This is a genomic window from Flavobacterium xueshanense (assembly GCF_900112975.1).
GTDB lineage: Bacteria > Bacteroidota > Bacteroidia > Flavobacteriales > Flavobacteriaceae > Flavobacterium > Flavobacterium xueshanense.
This window is the reverse complement of the sequence record NZ_FONQ01000012.1, coordinates 1-16,447: the sequence shown is the minus strand read 5'-3', so window position 1 is coordinate 16,447 and position 16,447 is coordinate 1. Positions and strand designations below refer to the sequence as shown.

The 16,447-nt window shown below is 30.7% G+C and carries 14 protein-coding genes; 3 read left to right on the top strand and 11 right to left on the bottom strand.

All coding sequences use genetic code 11. The annotated features are described in order from the left end of the window. Positions 1–24 precede the first annotated feature (24 nt). The 9 genes from BMZ76_RS11355 to BMZ76_RS11315 all read right to left on the bottom strand — a co-directional run bounded on the left by BMZ76_RS11355 (position 25) and on the right by BMZ76_RS11315 (position 12,705). Positions 25–1,218, bottom strand: coding sequence for a GIY-YIG nuclease family protein (locus tag BMZ76_RS11355; RefSeq protein WP_091206397.1), 1,194 nt, complete (start codon positions 1,216–1,218; stop codon positions 25–27). After that, positions 1,211–3,145, bottom strand: a complete 1,935-nt coding sequence (locus tag BMZ76_RS11350) for a DEAD/DEAH box helicase (RefSeq protein WP_091206394.1) — start codon at positions 3,143–3,145, stop codon at positions 1,211–1,213. Before BMZ76_RS11350 ends, BMZ76_RS11355 begins: the two co-directional genes overlap by 8 nt. Before the next feature lie 4 nt (positions 3,146–3,149). Further along, entirely contained in the window at positions 3,150–3,620 is a 471-nt protein-coding gene (locus BMZ76_RS11345) for a hypothetical protein (RefSeq protein WP_091206390.1), read from the bottom strand. Beyond that, on the bottom strand, positions 3,617–6,379 hold the full coding sequence (locus BMZ76_RS11340) for a class I SAM-dependent DNA methyltransferase (RefSeq protein WP_091206386.1): 2,763 nt from the start codon (positions 6,377–6,379) through the stop codon (positions 3,617–3,619). The genes BMZ76_RS11345 and BMZ76_RS11340 overlap by 4 nt, the downstream gene beginning before the upstream one ends. A gap of 795 nt (positions 6,380–7,174) precedes the next feature. Further along, positions 7,175–9,346 (bottom strand): VapE domain-containing protein, encoded by a 2,172-nt coding sequence (locus BMZ76_RS11335; protein ID WP_091206381.1) that lies wholly within the window; start codon positions 9,344–9,346, stop codon positions 7,175–7,177. A 154-nt stretch (positions 9,347–9,500) separates the two neighbouring features. Further along, entirely contained in the window at positions 9,501–9,917 is a 417-nt protein-coding gene (locus tag BMZ76_RS11330) for a hypothetical protein (RefSeq protein WP_143071087.1), read from the bottom strand. 110 nt (positions 9,918–10,027) lie between these two features. Continuing rightward, the gene (locus BMZ76_RS11325) at positions 10,028–10,324 is read right to left on the bottom strand and encodes a helix-turn-helix domain-containing protein (RefSeq protein ID WP_091206376.1); all 297 of its coding nucleotides are present in this window, start codon (positions 10,322–10,324) and stop codon (positions 10,028–10,030) included. Positions 10,325–10,513: 189 nt separating this feature from the next. Then, positions 10,514–11,368 (bottom strand): hypothetical protein, encoded by an 855-nt coding sequence (locus tag BMZ76_RS11320; RefSeq protein ID WP_091206371.1) that lies wholly within the window; start codon positions 11,366–11,368, stop codon positions 10,514–10,516. A 35-nt stretch (positions 11,369–11,403) separates the two neighbouring features. After that, positions 11,404–12,705 carry a site-specific integrase gene (locus tag BMZ76_RS11315; RefSeq protein ID WP_091206368.1) on the bottom strand — a complete coding sequence of 434 codons (1,302 nt, stop codon included), beginning with the start codon at positions 12,703–12,705 and terminating at the stop codon, positions 11,404–11,406. A gap of 446 nt (positions 12,706–13,151) precedes the next feature. Here BMZ76_RS11315 and BMZ76_RS11310 point away from each other — a divergent pair, with 446 nt between their 5' ends. The 3 genes from BMZ76_RS11310 (at position 13,152) to BMZ76_RS11300 (ending at position 15,838) form a co-directional block, all read left to right on the top strand. Next, on the top strand, positions 13,152–14,372 hold the full coding sequence (locus tag BMZ76_RS11310) for a site-specific integrase (RefSeq protein WP_091206365.1): 1,221 nt from the start codon (positions 13,152–13,154) through the stop codon (positions 14,370–14,372). 62 nt (positions 14,373–14,434) lie between these two features. After that, a complete protein-coding gene (locus tag BMZ76_RS11305) occupies positions 14,435–15,433 on the top strand; it encodes a hypothetical protein (protein WP_091206362.1) in 999 nt (332 codons plus the stop codon). Between the two features lie 87 nt (positions 15,434–15,520). Then, entirely contained in the window at positions 15,521–15,838 is a 318-nt protein-coding gene (locus BMZ76_RS11300; RefSeq protein ID WP_091206358.1) for a helix-turn-helix domain-containing protein, read from the top strand. Between the two features lie 65 nt (positions 15,839–15,903). On the opposite strand, the gene BMZ76_RS11295 is transcribed toward BMZ76_RS11300, so the two are convergent. Further along, positions 15,904–16,086 (bottom strand): hypothetical protein, encoded by a 183-nt coding sequence (locus BMZ76_RS11295; protein ID WP_143071086.1) that lies wholly within the window; start codon positions 16,084–16,086, stop codon positions 15,904–15,906. Between the two features lie 67 nt (positions 16,087–16,153). Next, the coding region (locus BMZ76_RS11290) for an integrase core domain-containing protein (protein ID WP_167547456.1) at positions 16,154–16,447 on the bottom strand (294 nt) is incomplete at its 5' end.

Here is a 16,447-nt window from a genome sequence, read left to right as displayed (position 1 = left end):
TTTTAAAAATCATAATCGATAAAACTATTTTATAAATATAGATGCACTTTTAACATCAAATATATACTTTACAACCTCTCCGCTAATTATTAACTCTATTGCTTGTTCTATGACTTCGATAGGAGCAATAAACCATTCTTGTGGTGAATATCTTTGTCTGTTTTCATCATAAATGTCAATATTAAGACATGCTTTACCAAAGAAATTATGGAGTAACTGTTCTAACTTCTGTGGGTTCATATTGAAACATTTCCAAGAAGTAACAATTTTAACTTGCGCCATTAAATAGGTTGGGTCTTTTTCGGCATTTTTTATTCTCTCTTCAACTTCAACTTTAGAGTAACCAATTTTAAACAAATTATCGATATCAATGATTCGTTCGTCTTTACTTTTGGAACGCAACACATAAATATATCCTGCTGCTTCATCTTCCTCTTTAATATCATAAAATCTTTCTATGAAGTCTTCATTTACCTGATCTACATTCTCTGAGACTACTTGACCATTGGCATATAATATCTTTTCAACGGAACGTTTAAGCATATTAGAAACTGTACCGTTTTCAAATATACATTTGGTCCTTCCATCTTCTCGAACTCTTGTACCGTCTTCACGGTAATGTTCTTTTTTAGAAATATTAATTTCTTCTAATAAAAATAAAACACCATTATGAACGTAATAGCCACCAACTCGTAAATTGTCCATTTTAAAATCAACTAACTTTCTTTTTCCAGAAGCTAAATCAGACTGGATTTCTTTAAATAAAGGTTCGTATTTCTCAAAATCTTTTAATGACCTTCTTTTGGCAACAAAGTCTGTTGAAATTCTTTCATCAGGTTTTGGAGTATGTCTGAAATCAAATAAATCTGTATCATCTTCCAATATATTAAACATATCATCATTGAAAATATCATCAATTGAATTGATTTCTTTTTCTTTAGTTTTTAATAATCCGTGTATATCTTCATTTTCTAATAACAGACTTTTCTCTGGGTTATCCCTAATTCCCTTTAATCTTGAATAGAGTTGAAACTCTGATATATTGGTTGCATTAGGTTGTGGCTCCACCTTGTTTTTTAAAACGAAATCATTAATTTCAGTAAAAGTAGCCAACAATCTTTCATCTGCATTTCTAGCATTGGATACTTTAGGCTTGACATTTAAAATATCAAACTCGTCATTATTAAAAATATCGTTAAGAGCTTGATTTTTATCCATTTGCCATTAGTTTTCTTTTTTCTTCCTTTAAGTAAATGATACATTCCGCCATTCTTCTCTCTAGTGGATCATTTGCTTGTAGACTAGGCTCTTTGTTGTACATTTTTTTAAACTGTACTATTTTGGGCCATAAAATCTTGGCTTCTTCAAAATCCATTTTTATCCGTGTAGCTTCAATTGTGTCTTGAATTACCTTTAACACTTTTGTAGTTACTGATTTGGATAGAATTTCAAATGCTTTTTGGAATGGATTAATGGTGTCAATTAAGTCAATATGAATATCATCTATGTTGATGAATTTATCAGTCATTCTAATAAAACGCTGGTCGCCCACTTCTTTTATTTCACCTGCTTTTATTACAGAATCAACCACAACATATTGACGAATTTCTTCAATTTCTTCATCAGATAACTCAGGGTATTTAATCCTGATAATTTTAGGGATTAATACTTTATTGATTACTTCCGGGTCCACGTTTCCAGGTATTGCTTTAAGCATAATGTCATCTTGCAATATGGTGGCTTTTAAATCATTTAAATCCGATTCTACTATGTCTTTTACCCTTTTAGAACTTGGTTTCTTAAACCCTCTAATTTTAATTACTCCTGGTTCAATATCGTCATCATCATTGTCAAGTTTAGTTTTGAACTTAAAATTAGGCGCTAGTACTTGTTCCATAAGCAATGATGCTGTTATCGCTTTAAGCATATTGTTAGTAGCTAATTTTACATCGTCTTGTATGGCTTCTGGCTGTGCAATAAGGTTAGTAAATTGTGCGTGTGTTTTATTATTGCTATCCCGTGTACATCGACCTATGATTTGAATAATTTCGGTTAATGAACCACGGTAACCAACGGTTAAAGCGTGTTCACAAAAAGGCCAGTCAAAACCCTCTTTTGCCATACCTAATGCAATAATTAAATCCATATCATCTACAGATTTTACATTTCTAAGGTAGTTTACAATTTTGTCTCTTTCTCTTGAACTGTCTTCAACTAAATCAGCCACTTTAAGTACTTTTCCATCAGCATGTCTTTCTACATAAATAACACCTGTTTCTGAATCTTGCTTGATTACTTTACCTATGGCATCAATTATAAAATCGACTTCATTGTGTTTGTCTTTTGTAGATTCTCCAGAATTTACATTTGGAATATGAATTATTGTTTTTTTATCTGTGTCTAACACTTCTAGAATTGCCGAAGTGAATTTTCCTGTGTAAAAGTGGTAGCCAATGCCCAATGATTTTAAGAAGTTATAACCGTTTAGCTGTTCATAATAATTATAGGTGACTTTAGTAAACTTTGCTTCATTCTCGGGAGTTAAAATAGGCACTGAATCCCCTCTAAAATAAGATCCTGTCATCGCTACAATATGAGCCGAAGATTTGGACATTATCATTTTTAATAATTCACCCAGTCTATTGTTTGCATCAGCAGAAACGTGATGAAATTCATCGATTGCCAAAAGAGTACTATTGAATTTAGAATCATCCAATTCTTCACAAGCAAAACGCAATGTTGCATGTGTACAGATTAATATCTTTTCATCACTATCCATAAACTTATGGAATGCTTTTACTTTACTGCTGCTGCCATCATCACCAGGAGTACATAAATTGTAAATGTCATTGGGCTCCCAATCAGAGAAAAACCCATCTTTCGTTAAATCAGTTTTAGAAAACGAACCGCCAATTGAGCGTTCAGGAACGGCAACAATCACTTTCTTAATTCCTTGATTGATTAATTTATCTAGAGCTAAAAACATTAATGCACGAGATTTTCCCGAAGCTGGTGGCGCTTTTAATAATAAATATTGTGCGTCACGAGATTCAAAGGCACGAGTTTTTATTTCTCGCATTCCCATTGTATTGGTGCCAGTGCTTTTACCTGTTTGGTGGTATGATACGTTTACTAAATTTGGCATATTATTATATTAAATATTCTGAAATTGAAAGATCTGCATTATTTAAATCAAAAATTAAAGGAAAATCTTCTGGTTCTGAACCTTTTACTAAAACAGATTGTTCTAAAATTTCTAATAATTCGAATTGTCTACTTTGGAAATGCAAATTAATTTCAGCATTAACGAAGTCATATTCTTCAATAGAGATTTTATAAAAAACAAGAAATTCTTTGTAATTTGGTTTAGCACTAATTGTAACATCTGAAACATTATGAATCTTTAATAAACTTTCAGTATAACTATTTAAACTATTACTTAAACTAACACAAGTTTTTCTATTATTTTTAAGATAATAATCCCAATTTCTTCCTTGAGCATTTGAAGGAGGATATTTTTGTTTTAATTCACTCAACAAATCCTTGTAAACATTTAGTAATTCAGTTTGGGTAGTTAAGTTATTAATTGTGATGTTTTTTGATATTCTTATAGTTTTCATAAATTAGTTTTTTTGGCTTTCTTTTCTTCTTGAAACAATGTGTCTTTCTCTTTTTCCTCCGCTATCATTTTTTCATAGAGTTTGAACAAATATTCTAAACGCTCTTCATCACTATCAAAAGGTTTAGAACGATAACAACGTTCTACCGCTAAATCATTTAATCTGTGTCCTTCTCGCAAACCTTCTGGCATTTTATCGGGGTCGTATAATTGTGCTAATGTTTTCTCGGAGTGGTTTTCTCGCTCTTCCAGAATTCTAAAGACACATTGCTCCAGTTCTTGCTTTTGTGCTCCTGAAATTTTAGGAAAAGGAAAAGTATTATAACTTAATGCTGAAGAGTATCTATAATCTGTTTTTAATCTTCCAGCGGTAGCCTTAAACCAAACCATATGAATCGTTGAGTTTAAAATTGAAAAAATGTATGGTTCTGGGTCATAAATTGCTTGTGCAGAATCAGAAATAATCGTATTGCAATCTAAAAAACCTATAGGTACATACTTTCTTCTTTCAGACGAAACTCTTGGTATTATTATTTGATTATTTAAAGCAACGTTGACTGAATAAAATCTATGAGGAATATCTTGGTAGTTCTTTGCAATAATTCCGCCATTTTCTCTCATTATTCTAACGTTTTCGATTCTTTGATAAATTGGCTCAATGATTCTTACACTTTCTAAGTCATTGTTATTTAACCATAAACACCATCTAACCTGATTGTTAATGAATTCTTTAGAACCAACAATCAACTTAAAGTATTTAGATGAATTTGGATAGTCCGAAATTATTTTGTCTTTTTCATTTTCATTCAATAATAAATAGCCTCCATCCAATGGCATATTTCCATACTCCATATTTGGTAACCCAGACAAATTTTTATTTCTTTTTTTAATAATAATATTACTGCCATTTACTAAATAGGGATTAATATTATCAACGTTTTGTTTGATTAGATCTTTAAATAAATACTTTGGTTTATTATTTTTATTTCTCAAACCAATGATTGAACATATTACTTGTGCTTTAGCTTTAGCATTATTATCCCATTTAAAATCCGGGTAAGCAAAACTAATTTCAATATCTTTTTCTAAAATATGTGACCATAACATATCAACTTGATTTCCTTGACAAATTGAATTTGTAGACACAAATGCAAATTGACCATTTATATTTACAAAATAGTCGGAAGCTTTTAAGAACCAACAAGAAATATAATCTAAGAATTTAAAATTATCCAAACCTTTAAATACAGCAATCATATCATCTTTTTGATTTTTATTTTGAAAACTAAATCCTAAATAAGGCGGATTGCCCAAAATATAAATTTCGTCACCATCTTTTTTAGGACAAACTTCTTCCCAATCTACTCTAGTAGCATTACCGTGAACAATGTTTCCTCCTGCTTGAAGCGGTAAAGTGGGGTTTGCAACGCCAAAGACTTCTTTGAATTTTTGATTCATCTGGTGCTGTGCCAGCCATAATGATAGAATGGCAATTTCGTGCGCAAAATCATCAATTTCAATACCGTAGAATTGAGCCAGCTCGATTCTAGAAAACATGGAGTGTTGGTATTGAGCTGCTAAGGTTAATTGCGCTTTAGGTATAAGTTCCAATTGATAAGGTTCAAATCCTGTAGCCGCTTTTTGTAAGGTTTGCAATTGCTCTAAGATTTTAATTTCTAGCAATCGTAATTCTTTGTAGGCAATAATCAGGAAGTTTCCACTACCACAGGCTGGATCAAATATTTTTAGTTTACTTACACGGTCTAATAGTTTGTTTAGTTTTTTGGGTTCATTTTTACCGTTTTCAAATTCTTCATATAAATCGTTTAAGAACAAAGGCTCTATGACTTTCATAATGTTAGGAACCGAGGTGTAATGTGCTCCTAGTCCTCCACGATGTTCTGGTAAAATAACTGCCTGAAACATAGAACCAAATATATCAGGATTTATGGCGGCCCAATCTAGTTCTCCAGCATCTATGATAGCCTGACGCGAACGACGCGTAAAAGTGGGTGTCGGGTGATTGTGTTGGAACAAACCTCCATTTACATAAGGGAAGGCAGAGAGGTACTGTGGTAAGTCTTTACGTTTGTTTTCAGGAGTGTTTAATACATCGAATAACTTATTTAGATACTCATTTAAATCATTTCCATCAGTTTGTGTATGTGATGCAATTGCATTTGTAAACTGTCCTAGTTTATAAATCCCTGTGTCTTCAGCAAAAAAACAAAACAGCAATCGTGATAAAAAAACATTGAGTCCGTGAATAAATTCAGGTGAAGTATCTGGATTGTCTTTTTTGATTTCATCAAAAAGCTTTACCATTTTACCTGCTGCTTTTACATCAGCTGGATTCTCATTTTGATGCGTTGCTTTCTCCATTCCTGCCCAGGGCAAAAAGAAATCGAAATGTTTGGGTAAAGCTTCAAATTCAATATCTAAAGTATCAGTAGTCTTGGTGTCTATCGCCAATACGGTTTTGAAATCAGTAACGATAATAAAACGTTGTTCTTGCTTTAATTGGTCCTTGCAATTGGTAATTGCAATGCGTAAATCTTCGTTAAAAACTGGCTTAAAAAACAGTTTCTTCTTCCATGATATTTCGCATTCTACTTTTGAAAGGTTTAAATTTCCTTTTTGTAATCTGGTAATAGATGCTTTGGGTAAACCGTAAGCTATTAACAATTCATAAATGAAGGTTTCTTGGGTGTAGTTTAATATAAGGTTTTGAAGGTTTTCTTCTATTTGAGCAATGTTCATAAACTTATTATGTTACAATTTTAATGCAATTAGCTTTTAGAATTAAATTCTGACAATTCATTTGCTAAAGTATCGAATATTTAATTAGTATAAATGAGGAAAACCGTAAAGGAGTTACCTATTTAGTGTTTATTTTATTTCGTTTGATTATTACTGATTGCATTTTTGTAAATAAACGATGTTTTGTAGGATTTTACTATACCCACTTTTAGTGATATTTATTTGAGTCTATGGTCACTAAATATAATAATTAATAAAACGTGCACGAGTTGCGTTAACGTAACTCGTGCATGTAGTATTTTGTTAATTTAATGTGATCCGATCGCAATATTCTCGCCAAAAAACAGCGTTGTAAGCGTGTAAACAAAAAACCCGTTAACGGTTATTTTTTCAGTTAACGGGTTTTTGAAAATAATACTTAACATCCTGATTGCAATCAATTTTTTAATTTTGATAAAAAATATTACTCATTAAGGGTTTGACAAGGTGCTAAAATAAATATATTGATGGTGATTTAGAGAAAAAAGAAAATGATCATAAAACCTAAAAGTTTGAAAATCTTAATTAATCTTGTCTTTCTTATCTAATCCTAATGATATCAAGGCTTCGGTGTATATAAGACCATCTTGCTTATCTTGTCTATCTTACCTATTTAATAAATTAGTTAACAAAAGACAAGATAAGACAAGATTAATATTTAAAGGCTATCTATTTCTATGCCCTGATTCATAAATAGTTAGGTAGAGATAGTTAAGAAGACAAGATGAAAAGATGAATTTTATTTTTTATTATTATTTATTTCAGAACTGTGTCTTTTTTTATAACCCAATAACCCCATTCTTGGTTTAATCTATCTTTTTTATAACCTATTTTCCTCATTGCTTTTCCAACGGCAACACAACTCACCTTAATTCCTGATGACCATAAATGAATATGCTCCGCAATGTCCGTAGCGGATAGAAACTCCCCTTTCGTAACGTCATTTGAAAATTTGAATAGCCTATTTATTAGGTCTCTTTCCGGTGAAATTATTTGAAACTTTTCATTACGGGATTCATTAATTAATATTTCATCCTTACTTATGGTCTCTATAAAATTCAAGTCTTTTGCCAAGTGTACTGCTTGTGACCAGAGAGTGTTGATATCAAAATTTGATTTATATTCCCAATTAATCCCTTCGGCAATAAAACAAATCCATCTGACGGAACCTGTTTCATCATGAAGAAAATTTGTCATGTTGGTTGATCCCAAAAAACTTGCAACCCTCTGTATTGTTGAGTTTTTTTTGTCATATGGTAATCTATCATTAATTTGTGAAGTGCTAAAAAAGGATTTCAATTTATTCACATCCATTTTGTTCATACTGTCCAATTCATCCAAGTTGATAAATAAATTTTTACAAAGTGAAATTCTTGCATCTTTCTCGTTTGTACTTATGTTTTCGGCTATGTAATGTGATAGTTGTGGAGGGCAAAGAAACCTACACCAAGATGTCTTTCCCATACTCTGTCCTATACCGTCATCAGTGAGGATAAATGCTTCTTTATTAAAGTATCCATCAATGGTAGCGCATTTTACAACTCGAACACACCATTTTTTAAATTGTTCTATAAAATGTTCTTCATTTTCACCTGGTGCGAGTTTTACATATTGGGTAAACTGTTTTATATAGTCTGTGTCTTCATCCCATTTTGGTAGTTTTTCAAAGTATTGAATTAAGGGATTGTATTGTGGAACAAAATCACTCATTAAAATCGAGATTAAAGAGAGTTTCGGAATTTTAATACTTTTCTTTTGCAGTTCCCTATAAATTGAATTTTCGTTTAATGATGTCCAATCTTCTAGATATTTTTTACTGATCTCAATATCATTGGAAATTACATTTAGCCGGATGTCGTAGTTCTCGGTTAAATACTTTTCGGCTACGTGAAATATTGTCCATTTTTCGCTTTGTTCTTCAACAATTGATTCGTTTTTTCCTTTTAGGGCGACATCAATAATGTTTTGAAAATCAGAAGCCGATTTTTCCTGAAAATAGTCTGTAAGATCATTGTATACTTGCGGGAGTGTTAGCGGAATTGTTTCTGGATATTTATCTATTATTTTATTTCTACCATTAATACCTCCATTATCGTTATCATAACAGATATAAAGGTGTTGGCAATAGCTTTGCAAAGTTTTTATTTGGGATATTGTTGGGTTGTGTGTTTCACTTCTAAAAGTTACGGCTTTGAATCCTCTTGAAACGGCGACGATAGTATCTTTTTTTCCTGCACAAATAATTAAATTTTCTATTTTTTCAGTTCCTAATTGTTCCAGCCCAAAAACGTCGCCATTCTTTAATCCATTGCTAAATTTTTTTGGTTGATTTTTATCAAGCTGTGCCGGAATATAAACTTCAAAATTTTCATTTACTTCATAACTAAACACTAAAACGTCATCTTTTGTGACAAAAGTTAACTCTTTATTTTTTGCAGGACTAAAGAAGCTATATTTTGAAACTGCTCTAACATTATATTTTTTTAAAAGTTCTCTTTGAACTCCTAATTTGTCCCAATAAGCTATATGGTTATTTTCGAATTCAGTATGAGTAACTGATAACACAAAAGGTTTTTCTTGTTTTGGTACTGATTTTTTTGGCTGGTACGGGAGATTTCTGGTTGATTCAAGAGTTCCTAGAGGTAAATTCATCTCTTTTGCAACCACATTTAAAATCTCTTGGAACTGAGTTTTGCAATCAAGTTGGTTTAAGTCGGCTACAAGCTGAAAAACATCACCTTGTTTTCCCGTGCTGTTGCATTTGAAACTTCCGTTAGAGTATAACTTGAATGAGGGTTTTTTATCTTCAGAAAATGGACTGGATATATTCCCTTTTGGGAGTTCAGGAAGATTTAAAAATTTTAGATAAATATCTTCAGGGGTTGCATGACTGAAAATCATATCTTTGGATAATTGTAATGGTGTCATAATTGTTACATATTATTAGCCCATTGTAACGGTCAATTACAATGGGTTTTTTTGTGGAAATTAATGTTTTCGTTTCGTTTGAGTTTTGAGATAACCTTTTATTGATATTTAATAAATTCATCAAATACATACTTAGATTAAAATATATTTGAGATCAATTTTTTGTCAAGTAGACATAGGTTTGAGTTTGATAGTCATAAAATGCTCGAGCTCCATCCTGTCTATTAGGAATGTTATTTATTGGAGAATATCTCCCTTTTAGTGTTCTAATTAGATTTGATATGTCTTTTTTTGTAGCTGGTTTGTTATCATGGCTTGTGAAAAAGTCTGTTGCCACTTTTGCAACCAATGCACCTGCTGCTGCATTTCCAACTCCGGATAAACTCATTTTTTCAATTTGAACAGGATTCTTCGGTTCGTTATTGCCCTCAGCTTTCACCACAGAGTTCTTTTTTTTATTCAGATTGAAGGAGTTTACGCGACAACTATTGCTGCAAAAGCGTTGTTTGTGTCGTCGGTTGGGTTTGTATTGGTTGCCACAATAGTGGCATGGATATAGATAGTTGTCCATTGTGAATTAGTTTAACGTTAGATTTACGGTTAATTTTATTTTTTGAGTAGTCTGAGCAAGCAGATTTGTTGTTAGTACAAATCAAACCCTGTTTAAAAAAGCTGGAGTTATTAAACTTTTTTAGGATTAATACATATCAATGCCTGCTCAATTTCGGAGCGCTTGTAGCGGATTAAATTACCCAATCGATACGGATTAAGAATTTTCTTTTTGTTCCAATCGGAAAGTGTTACCAGTGATACTTTGAGTATCTCTGCTACTTCTTGGCGAGTAAGATACTCGGGCGGAATAACTGGTTGGAAGTTTAGAGCAAACTCTTTAAACCCTTCTCGTACAATATATTTGAAATCTTGTTTTAATTCCTCGGATCCAACCCCGTGTACTTGTGTAATTTTGTAATGTTCCATTTTACTTTTTATTAAGTTTCTATGGAGCAAATGTATATTGCACTTTATATGTGCAAAATATGTAATTGTATGCAGTTATATGCTTCTTTATTTAGACATACTCAATTTACTTTTACTTAAGTTTTTATGGAGATGTAAATTGCACTTTACTTGCTTAAAATATGTAAGAATGTATAATTATATTAATATTTATTTATTCTCACTTAACCATTTTTGTATCGTAACATGATAATTAGAGCCATCAGACATGGTCCTATTACTATAATTTACATCAAAAGTATTATTAAGATAATCTATATAATCTTTAAGATCGCAATGTTCTCTAAATATCTGGTTTTTAGAAGATGGACAGCCCCATATAGCATTTAGCTTTGCTTGTACACCTCTTTTTAGGCAACTTTCTTTAGTTATATTAAATTTATCAAGTAAAAAAAAGAAAGTTTTCCAAGCATTATCTGATTTAAAAATAACCTTTTCTAATTTATTAACTCCATCTTCCGAAAAATATTCTTGTTTAGATTCATCAGTAACTAATGATCTGTATTCCAGGTATTCTTTAATTGCCTGTTTCATAAGTTGATTTCCGGAAAGATGTTCATCTAATGAATCAAGTAAAACTTTTTGAAAATGTGTACAAAAAAAACCATACACTTCGTGATGTATAGATTTATCTATTAATATATCCTTCGAAATATTACCTTCAAATTTATTTTTGTAAAAAGATATAATATATTTAGATAATACCTTGTCATACAATTTATTATCTGTAACGTAACTAATCTTTATTTTTTTTTTCTTCAGCCACTTTTTAAAGTTTTTATTTTTTTTTACTTCAGTAAATTTTGACTTTAAAACTTTAGCTCTAACATCTCTTATAATAATATCTCTATTTTCGGGGTAATTATCTATCTCCTCAAGAACATCTGCTAAAACATTTTCACCATCTTTTTTTAATAAGACCAATTCATCCCCAATCGAATATTCAATATTAGGGTCGGGATTTACTGCCTTGTCGCAAAATTTTTTTAAATTATAATTACTCATAGTGTAAATTAAAGTCTAAATATATTAAACTTTTCTTACTTAACTACTTTCATTTTTTTCTCCTCAATTTCTTGCTCTTCATTTTGCTTATTCCAATACTCTTTTAATTTATCGGCTTTCTCAGTATTGGTTATTTTAACGTATTTCAAAAATTGGGTTTCTGTTTGATGGCCAGTGATAGCCATAATAGTCAAGTTATCTAATTTACCGTATAAGTTGGTAGCAAAGGAACGACGGCAAATATGAGAAGTAACCAATTCCCATTTATGATACATTCCGTCTTCTTTTCTTTTGGTTTTCTTGTTGATTTTAGAACCTTGTACTTTTTCTTCAAATCCTGCAACTTCACATAAATCTTTTACGTGCTCATTAAACTTTTGATCTGAAATGGCTCTGGGAAATCCGTTTCTTTTTTCCAAAATAGCTTTTACTTGAGTATGTAGCGGAATGGTAACCGTTTGTCCTGTCTTTTGGGTTTCAATTTCAATATACCCGTTTTTGATATTAGCATCTTTCAATCTTAAAAAATCAGATATTCGCAAACCGGTTCGTAGGCCGATTATAAATAAATCTCTAGTGTTCTCCAATCGTTCCACTCCCTTAAAATCGTGATTGAATATTTTATTGATTTCGGTGTCATTCAAATAAATACTATCAGCCGTAATTTTTGGAACAAAAAAGTTCGGATGCTCAATATGCGGATGCACTGGTAAACCTTTCAATTTTGCATCTCTGGCAATCGTTTTTAATGTTCCAATATAGTTTCCTATCGTACCTAAATTTATACTTTGTTCCTGCGATAAAAAATTGACAAATTTGTCATAGAAAGTTAAATCTAAATCCGTGAATTTTAGCTTTGTTTTAAATCGTTCTTCGAACTCTTCTAGCTTGTGTTTTGTTGTTGTGTACTTTGTAATGGTTCCTTTTGCAATAACCTTATTTTTACCTTTAATGATCCTTGTTGGAGCGTTTTTAATAAAGGTTTCAATGAATGGAATAAAAAATACCTGGTCAACTGCAGTTTCATCAATTGGTCTATTGAAGAAATTGGCAATCTTTTTTCTTAGCCAGTACTTGTCAATAAACTCCCCTTTGCTGTTGTCTGAATTAAATTCATCAAAGATGAATTTCTCCAACTCGATTAATTTATTATTGACTTCATCCTTTGTGGGATCATCGGCTGTAAGTTTGACTTTCTGTTTGGCAGCACTCCATCTTTTAGGTTCTACTTTTAAATCTGTTGTAGCTGTCAAATCAAATTTTCTGCCATTTTTAAAACGCAAAAGTATGTTTGTTGCGTTTTTTTCTCCCCTAACGAGATAGTTTATTGTTGCCATATGCGTGGAAGTATTATATTTTTCAATACTTTAAAGGTATAAAATAATCCCCACATAATCCCCACATAGACTTTATTTATAGATAATTAGCTTATTTTTACTTACTTGCAATATATCAAAAATTCTTTATTTTACATGGGTTAACACGTTTTTTGATATGTTTTGATATGATGAGAAAAAGTAGATTCTAGTTCCTCTTTCTCCGCTGATAAAGATGTCAATTGACACTTTAAAAGTCAAAACCCTTTAAACATCAACGTTTAGAGGGTTTTTTGTTTTTGATACATAGTCAAAATACACATTATATATCAAAGCTAAGTTACCCTATAGGTTACCCTTGAAATTATTCAAAATTAGGGTAACCGAATTTCTGGGGAATCCTTGGGAATCCCTCGGCAACCTTTTGTTTTACTGATAATTTTACAACAAATTAAAAATGTAACATTATGATTAAGACTTTTTTTTATCTGAAAACTGACAAGCAAAATAGTGAAAGAGAATCTCCTATTTATGCCAAAATTAAACTACAAGGTAAATCCACAACCTTAAGTACTGGTAAATTTATTAGCAGAGAAAGATGGGAATTCACAAATAAACTTAGAAATAAACTTCGTTTAAATAGTGAAGTCAACTGCAAAATAGCAATCGATTTACTTGAAAATAAGATCGAGTCTATTTATTTTGAACTGACTCGCCACAACCCTAATACTTCCCTTTCAGATATCAAGAACAACTTAAATGGGAAATCAACAAAATCTGGTGAATATGATGTCCTAAAATTATTCAAAAACCACAACGAATATTTTAAAAAGAAATCTGAAGTTGGTGAGCGTAGTAAAGCTTCTCTTCAAAAATACAACAGAGCAAAAGATTTGTTATTCAATTTTATTAAAATAAAACACGGCAAAACATCATTTGACATTAATGATATAGACAATGAATTTATATATAATTTGGAATATTTTTTAAAATACGATTCCTCTTTTAATAGCAAACTCGGTATAAGTCATAATTCTGTAGTTAAATATTTTCAATGTTTTAAAACTGTTTGTATGTTTGGAATCAAAAGAAATATTATTACTAATAATCCTTTTTTATGTTATGATGAAAAGTTAATAATTAGTGATGCCGTATTCTTAACAAAAGATGAACTTGCAAGAATCGAAGCAAAAGAATTTAGTTCGGAACGACTTAACAAAGTCAAGGACATTTTTTTATTTTCATGTTATACAAGCTATGCCCCCATTGACGTTGAAAACCTCACTAAAAAAAATATTATAAAAGATAATAATGGGGAATACTGGATTGTAACTAATAGGGCAAAAACCAAAATAAAGTCTAATGTACCAGTATTACCACCAGTTCAAAGGATTATTGATAAGTACGCAAATTTGGATAGTGATAAACTACTTCCAAGAATCAGTAACCAGAAAATTAACGAATACCTTAAGGAGATAGCTGATTTATGCCGTATAGATAAAAAGCTAACTCATTACGTTGCGAGACATACTTTTGCTACTACAGTAACCCTTGGTAACGGTGTTAGAATTGAAAATGTTTCTAAAATGATGGGGCATACAAGAATCACAATGACCCAACATTACGCTAAAGTACTTGACACTAATGTAATGAAGGATATGGATAAATTAAAAACAAAATTCGCTTAATCAAATATTTTATTTATTTTAGAAGCCCTCTTAAGAGGGTTTTTTTCAATTAAAACTATTATATGCTAAAATTAGTCAAACTCAATTTAGAGATAGAAAAGCTTCTTAAATTTGATATTGAATACAATAATGTTATTCAAAATTTTTTATACAACAAAAATTGGGTTACAGAAATTCCATCAATATATTTTGAAGAAACTAAAGAGAAAATTGAAAATTTAATCGATGAGAATATAGACTATACAGATGAGAAAAATATATTATTCATAGAAAGCATTTTAGAGGATATTCAAAAATTTTCTGTATCTCTAACACAACTTTTAAAAAGATACTCTACCTATAATTTCTCTTCTGATGATTGGTCAATGTCTCTTGTATTTCCTGATAATCCTCCCCAAATTTCCCCAATGGATTTACCTGAACCCAAACCGAGTAATTTTTTTGATGCTAAAAATGAAATTATAATTGAAGTAATAAAAAACTTTTTTAACATTGGCACCTCTTTATATGATGAAAGTGAAACATTAGAAAATATTTTGATAAAAGAATTTAATATTGAAGAAGATGAAGTAGAATTTGTATTCGCTAAAGCACATCTTACATATATTCTGACTTTACATCTTGAAATGATTCATGATATTGGAAATTTTCTTAAAAGCATAACTACCGTCTACAATCGAAGAAAATCTAATATTGAAGAAAACTTAAATAGTTTTATACCTGAAGATTTAAAACTGGAATTTGACCTTACTAAAACAAACCTTGGACATCTATTTTACAATCTATATGAAATTGGAATTATTGCTAAGGATAAAACAGATGTAAAAGATGAAAGAACAAGTCTTAAAAATTATATCAATCATGCCAACATCTTTTATTTAGATAAATCAATCTATACCAAAGCTCAAAAAATGACAAAAGCCATGCCTGTCGCAAGAGGTACAGATTCTAAAATTCTTGAAAACGAAATCACTTTTCTTAATGACCTAGTTGGGAAGCTATCCCAAAGAATTGATTCGTTAACAGAAAAGAAGGTAGATTTAAAGAAGAAGGGTTACTAATTGTATTGTTGGAATCCTTGGGAATCCCTAGATAAACTTGTCAGAACCCCATAATTTTGCATTATAATAATTATAAAAAAGCATCTTATGGAAAACAATAATTCGCAATTAATTTTACTGTCAGTAGAGAAACTTGAAAATATACTATATCCCCTTTTCAATAAACTGAATAGTATTGAGGAAAAACTCAAAAAAGAGAAAGTAAAGCAGGAAGATACTTATTACAGAAATACAGACCTTAAAGCAAAATTTGGTCTTTCACCTAATACTATAATCAAATATAGAGAATCTGGCATAATACCATATACCATGATTGGTGAGTTATACTTGTATCCTAAAGCTCAATTTGACATCATCCTTAAAAAGAATTCTAACTGGGATTTATTCCAAAACAAACCTAGTTAGAGGTCATTAATCAAATATTTTTTACCAAATATTTTAAAACTTTATTACCCATCGTTTATAAGCAACTAAAATTCTGGAATTAATTGAGTTGTTCTTGAATAAGATGAAGCAACATCCTTGGTTATGATATATCCAACTTGAACCAGATTGGATATTGTTTCAAGTATAATTTTTCTGGTTATCCAAAGTTCTTTAGCCCTATCTCCAGCTCTTAGATTGAATAAAGCAATAGGAGGAAAATCTAGCATAAGCATCTAAGGATTAGTCAAATCAATAACGGTAGTATGGATATGCAAATAAAACCCGCAGTATTAGTTAAGCAACATTTTTAAAATTATTTTTCTGTTTCCAGAATTCTTCTATTGTTTTGTAATCTAAGGCGGAATGCCTTCTTTTTCTGTTGTACCAGATTTCAATAAATTCAAATATATCGAGTTCCATTTGCTCTTTTGATATAAGTTTATTACCATAAATTTGTTCGGTTTTCAAAGTCTTAAAAAAGCTCTCAGCTACTGCATTATCCCAACAATTCCCTTTTCTACTCATACTCCTTGTAATCATTTTATAGGAATCAATCACATTAGTAAACTTCTTGCTGGCGTATTGAAT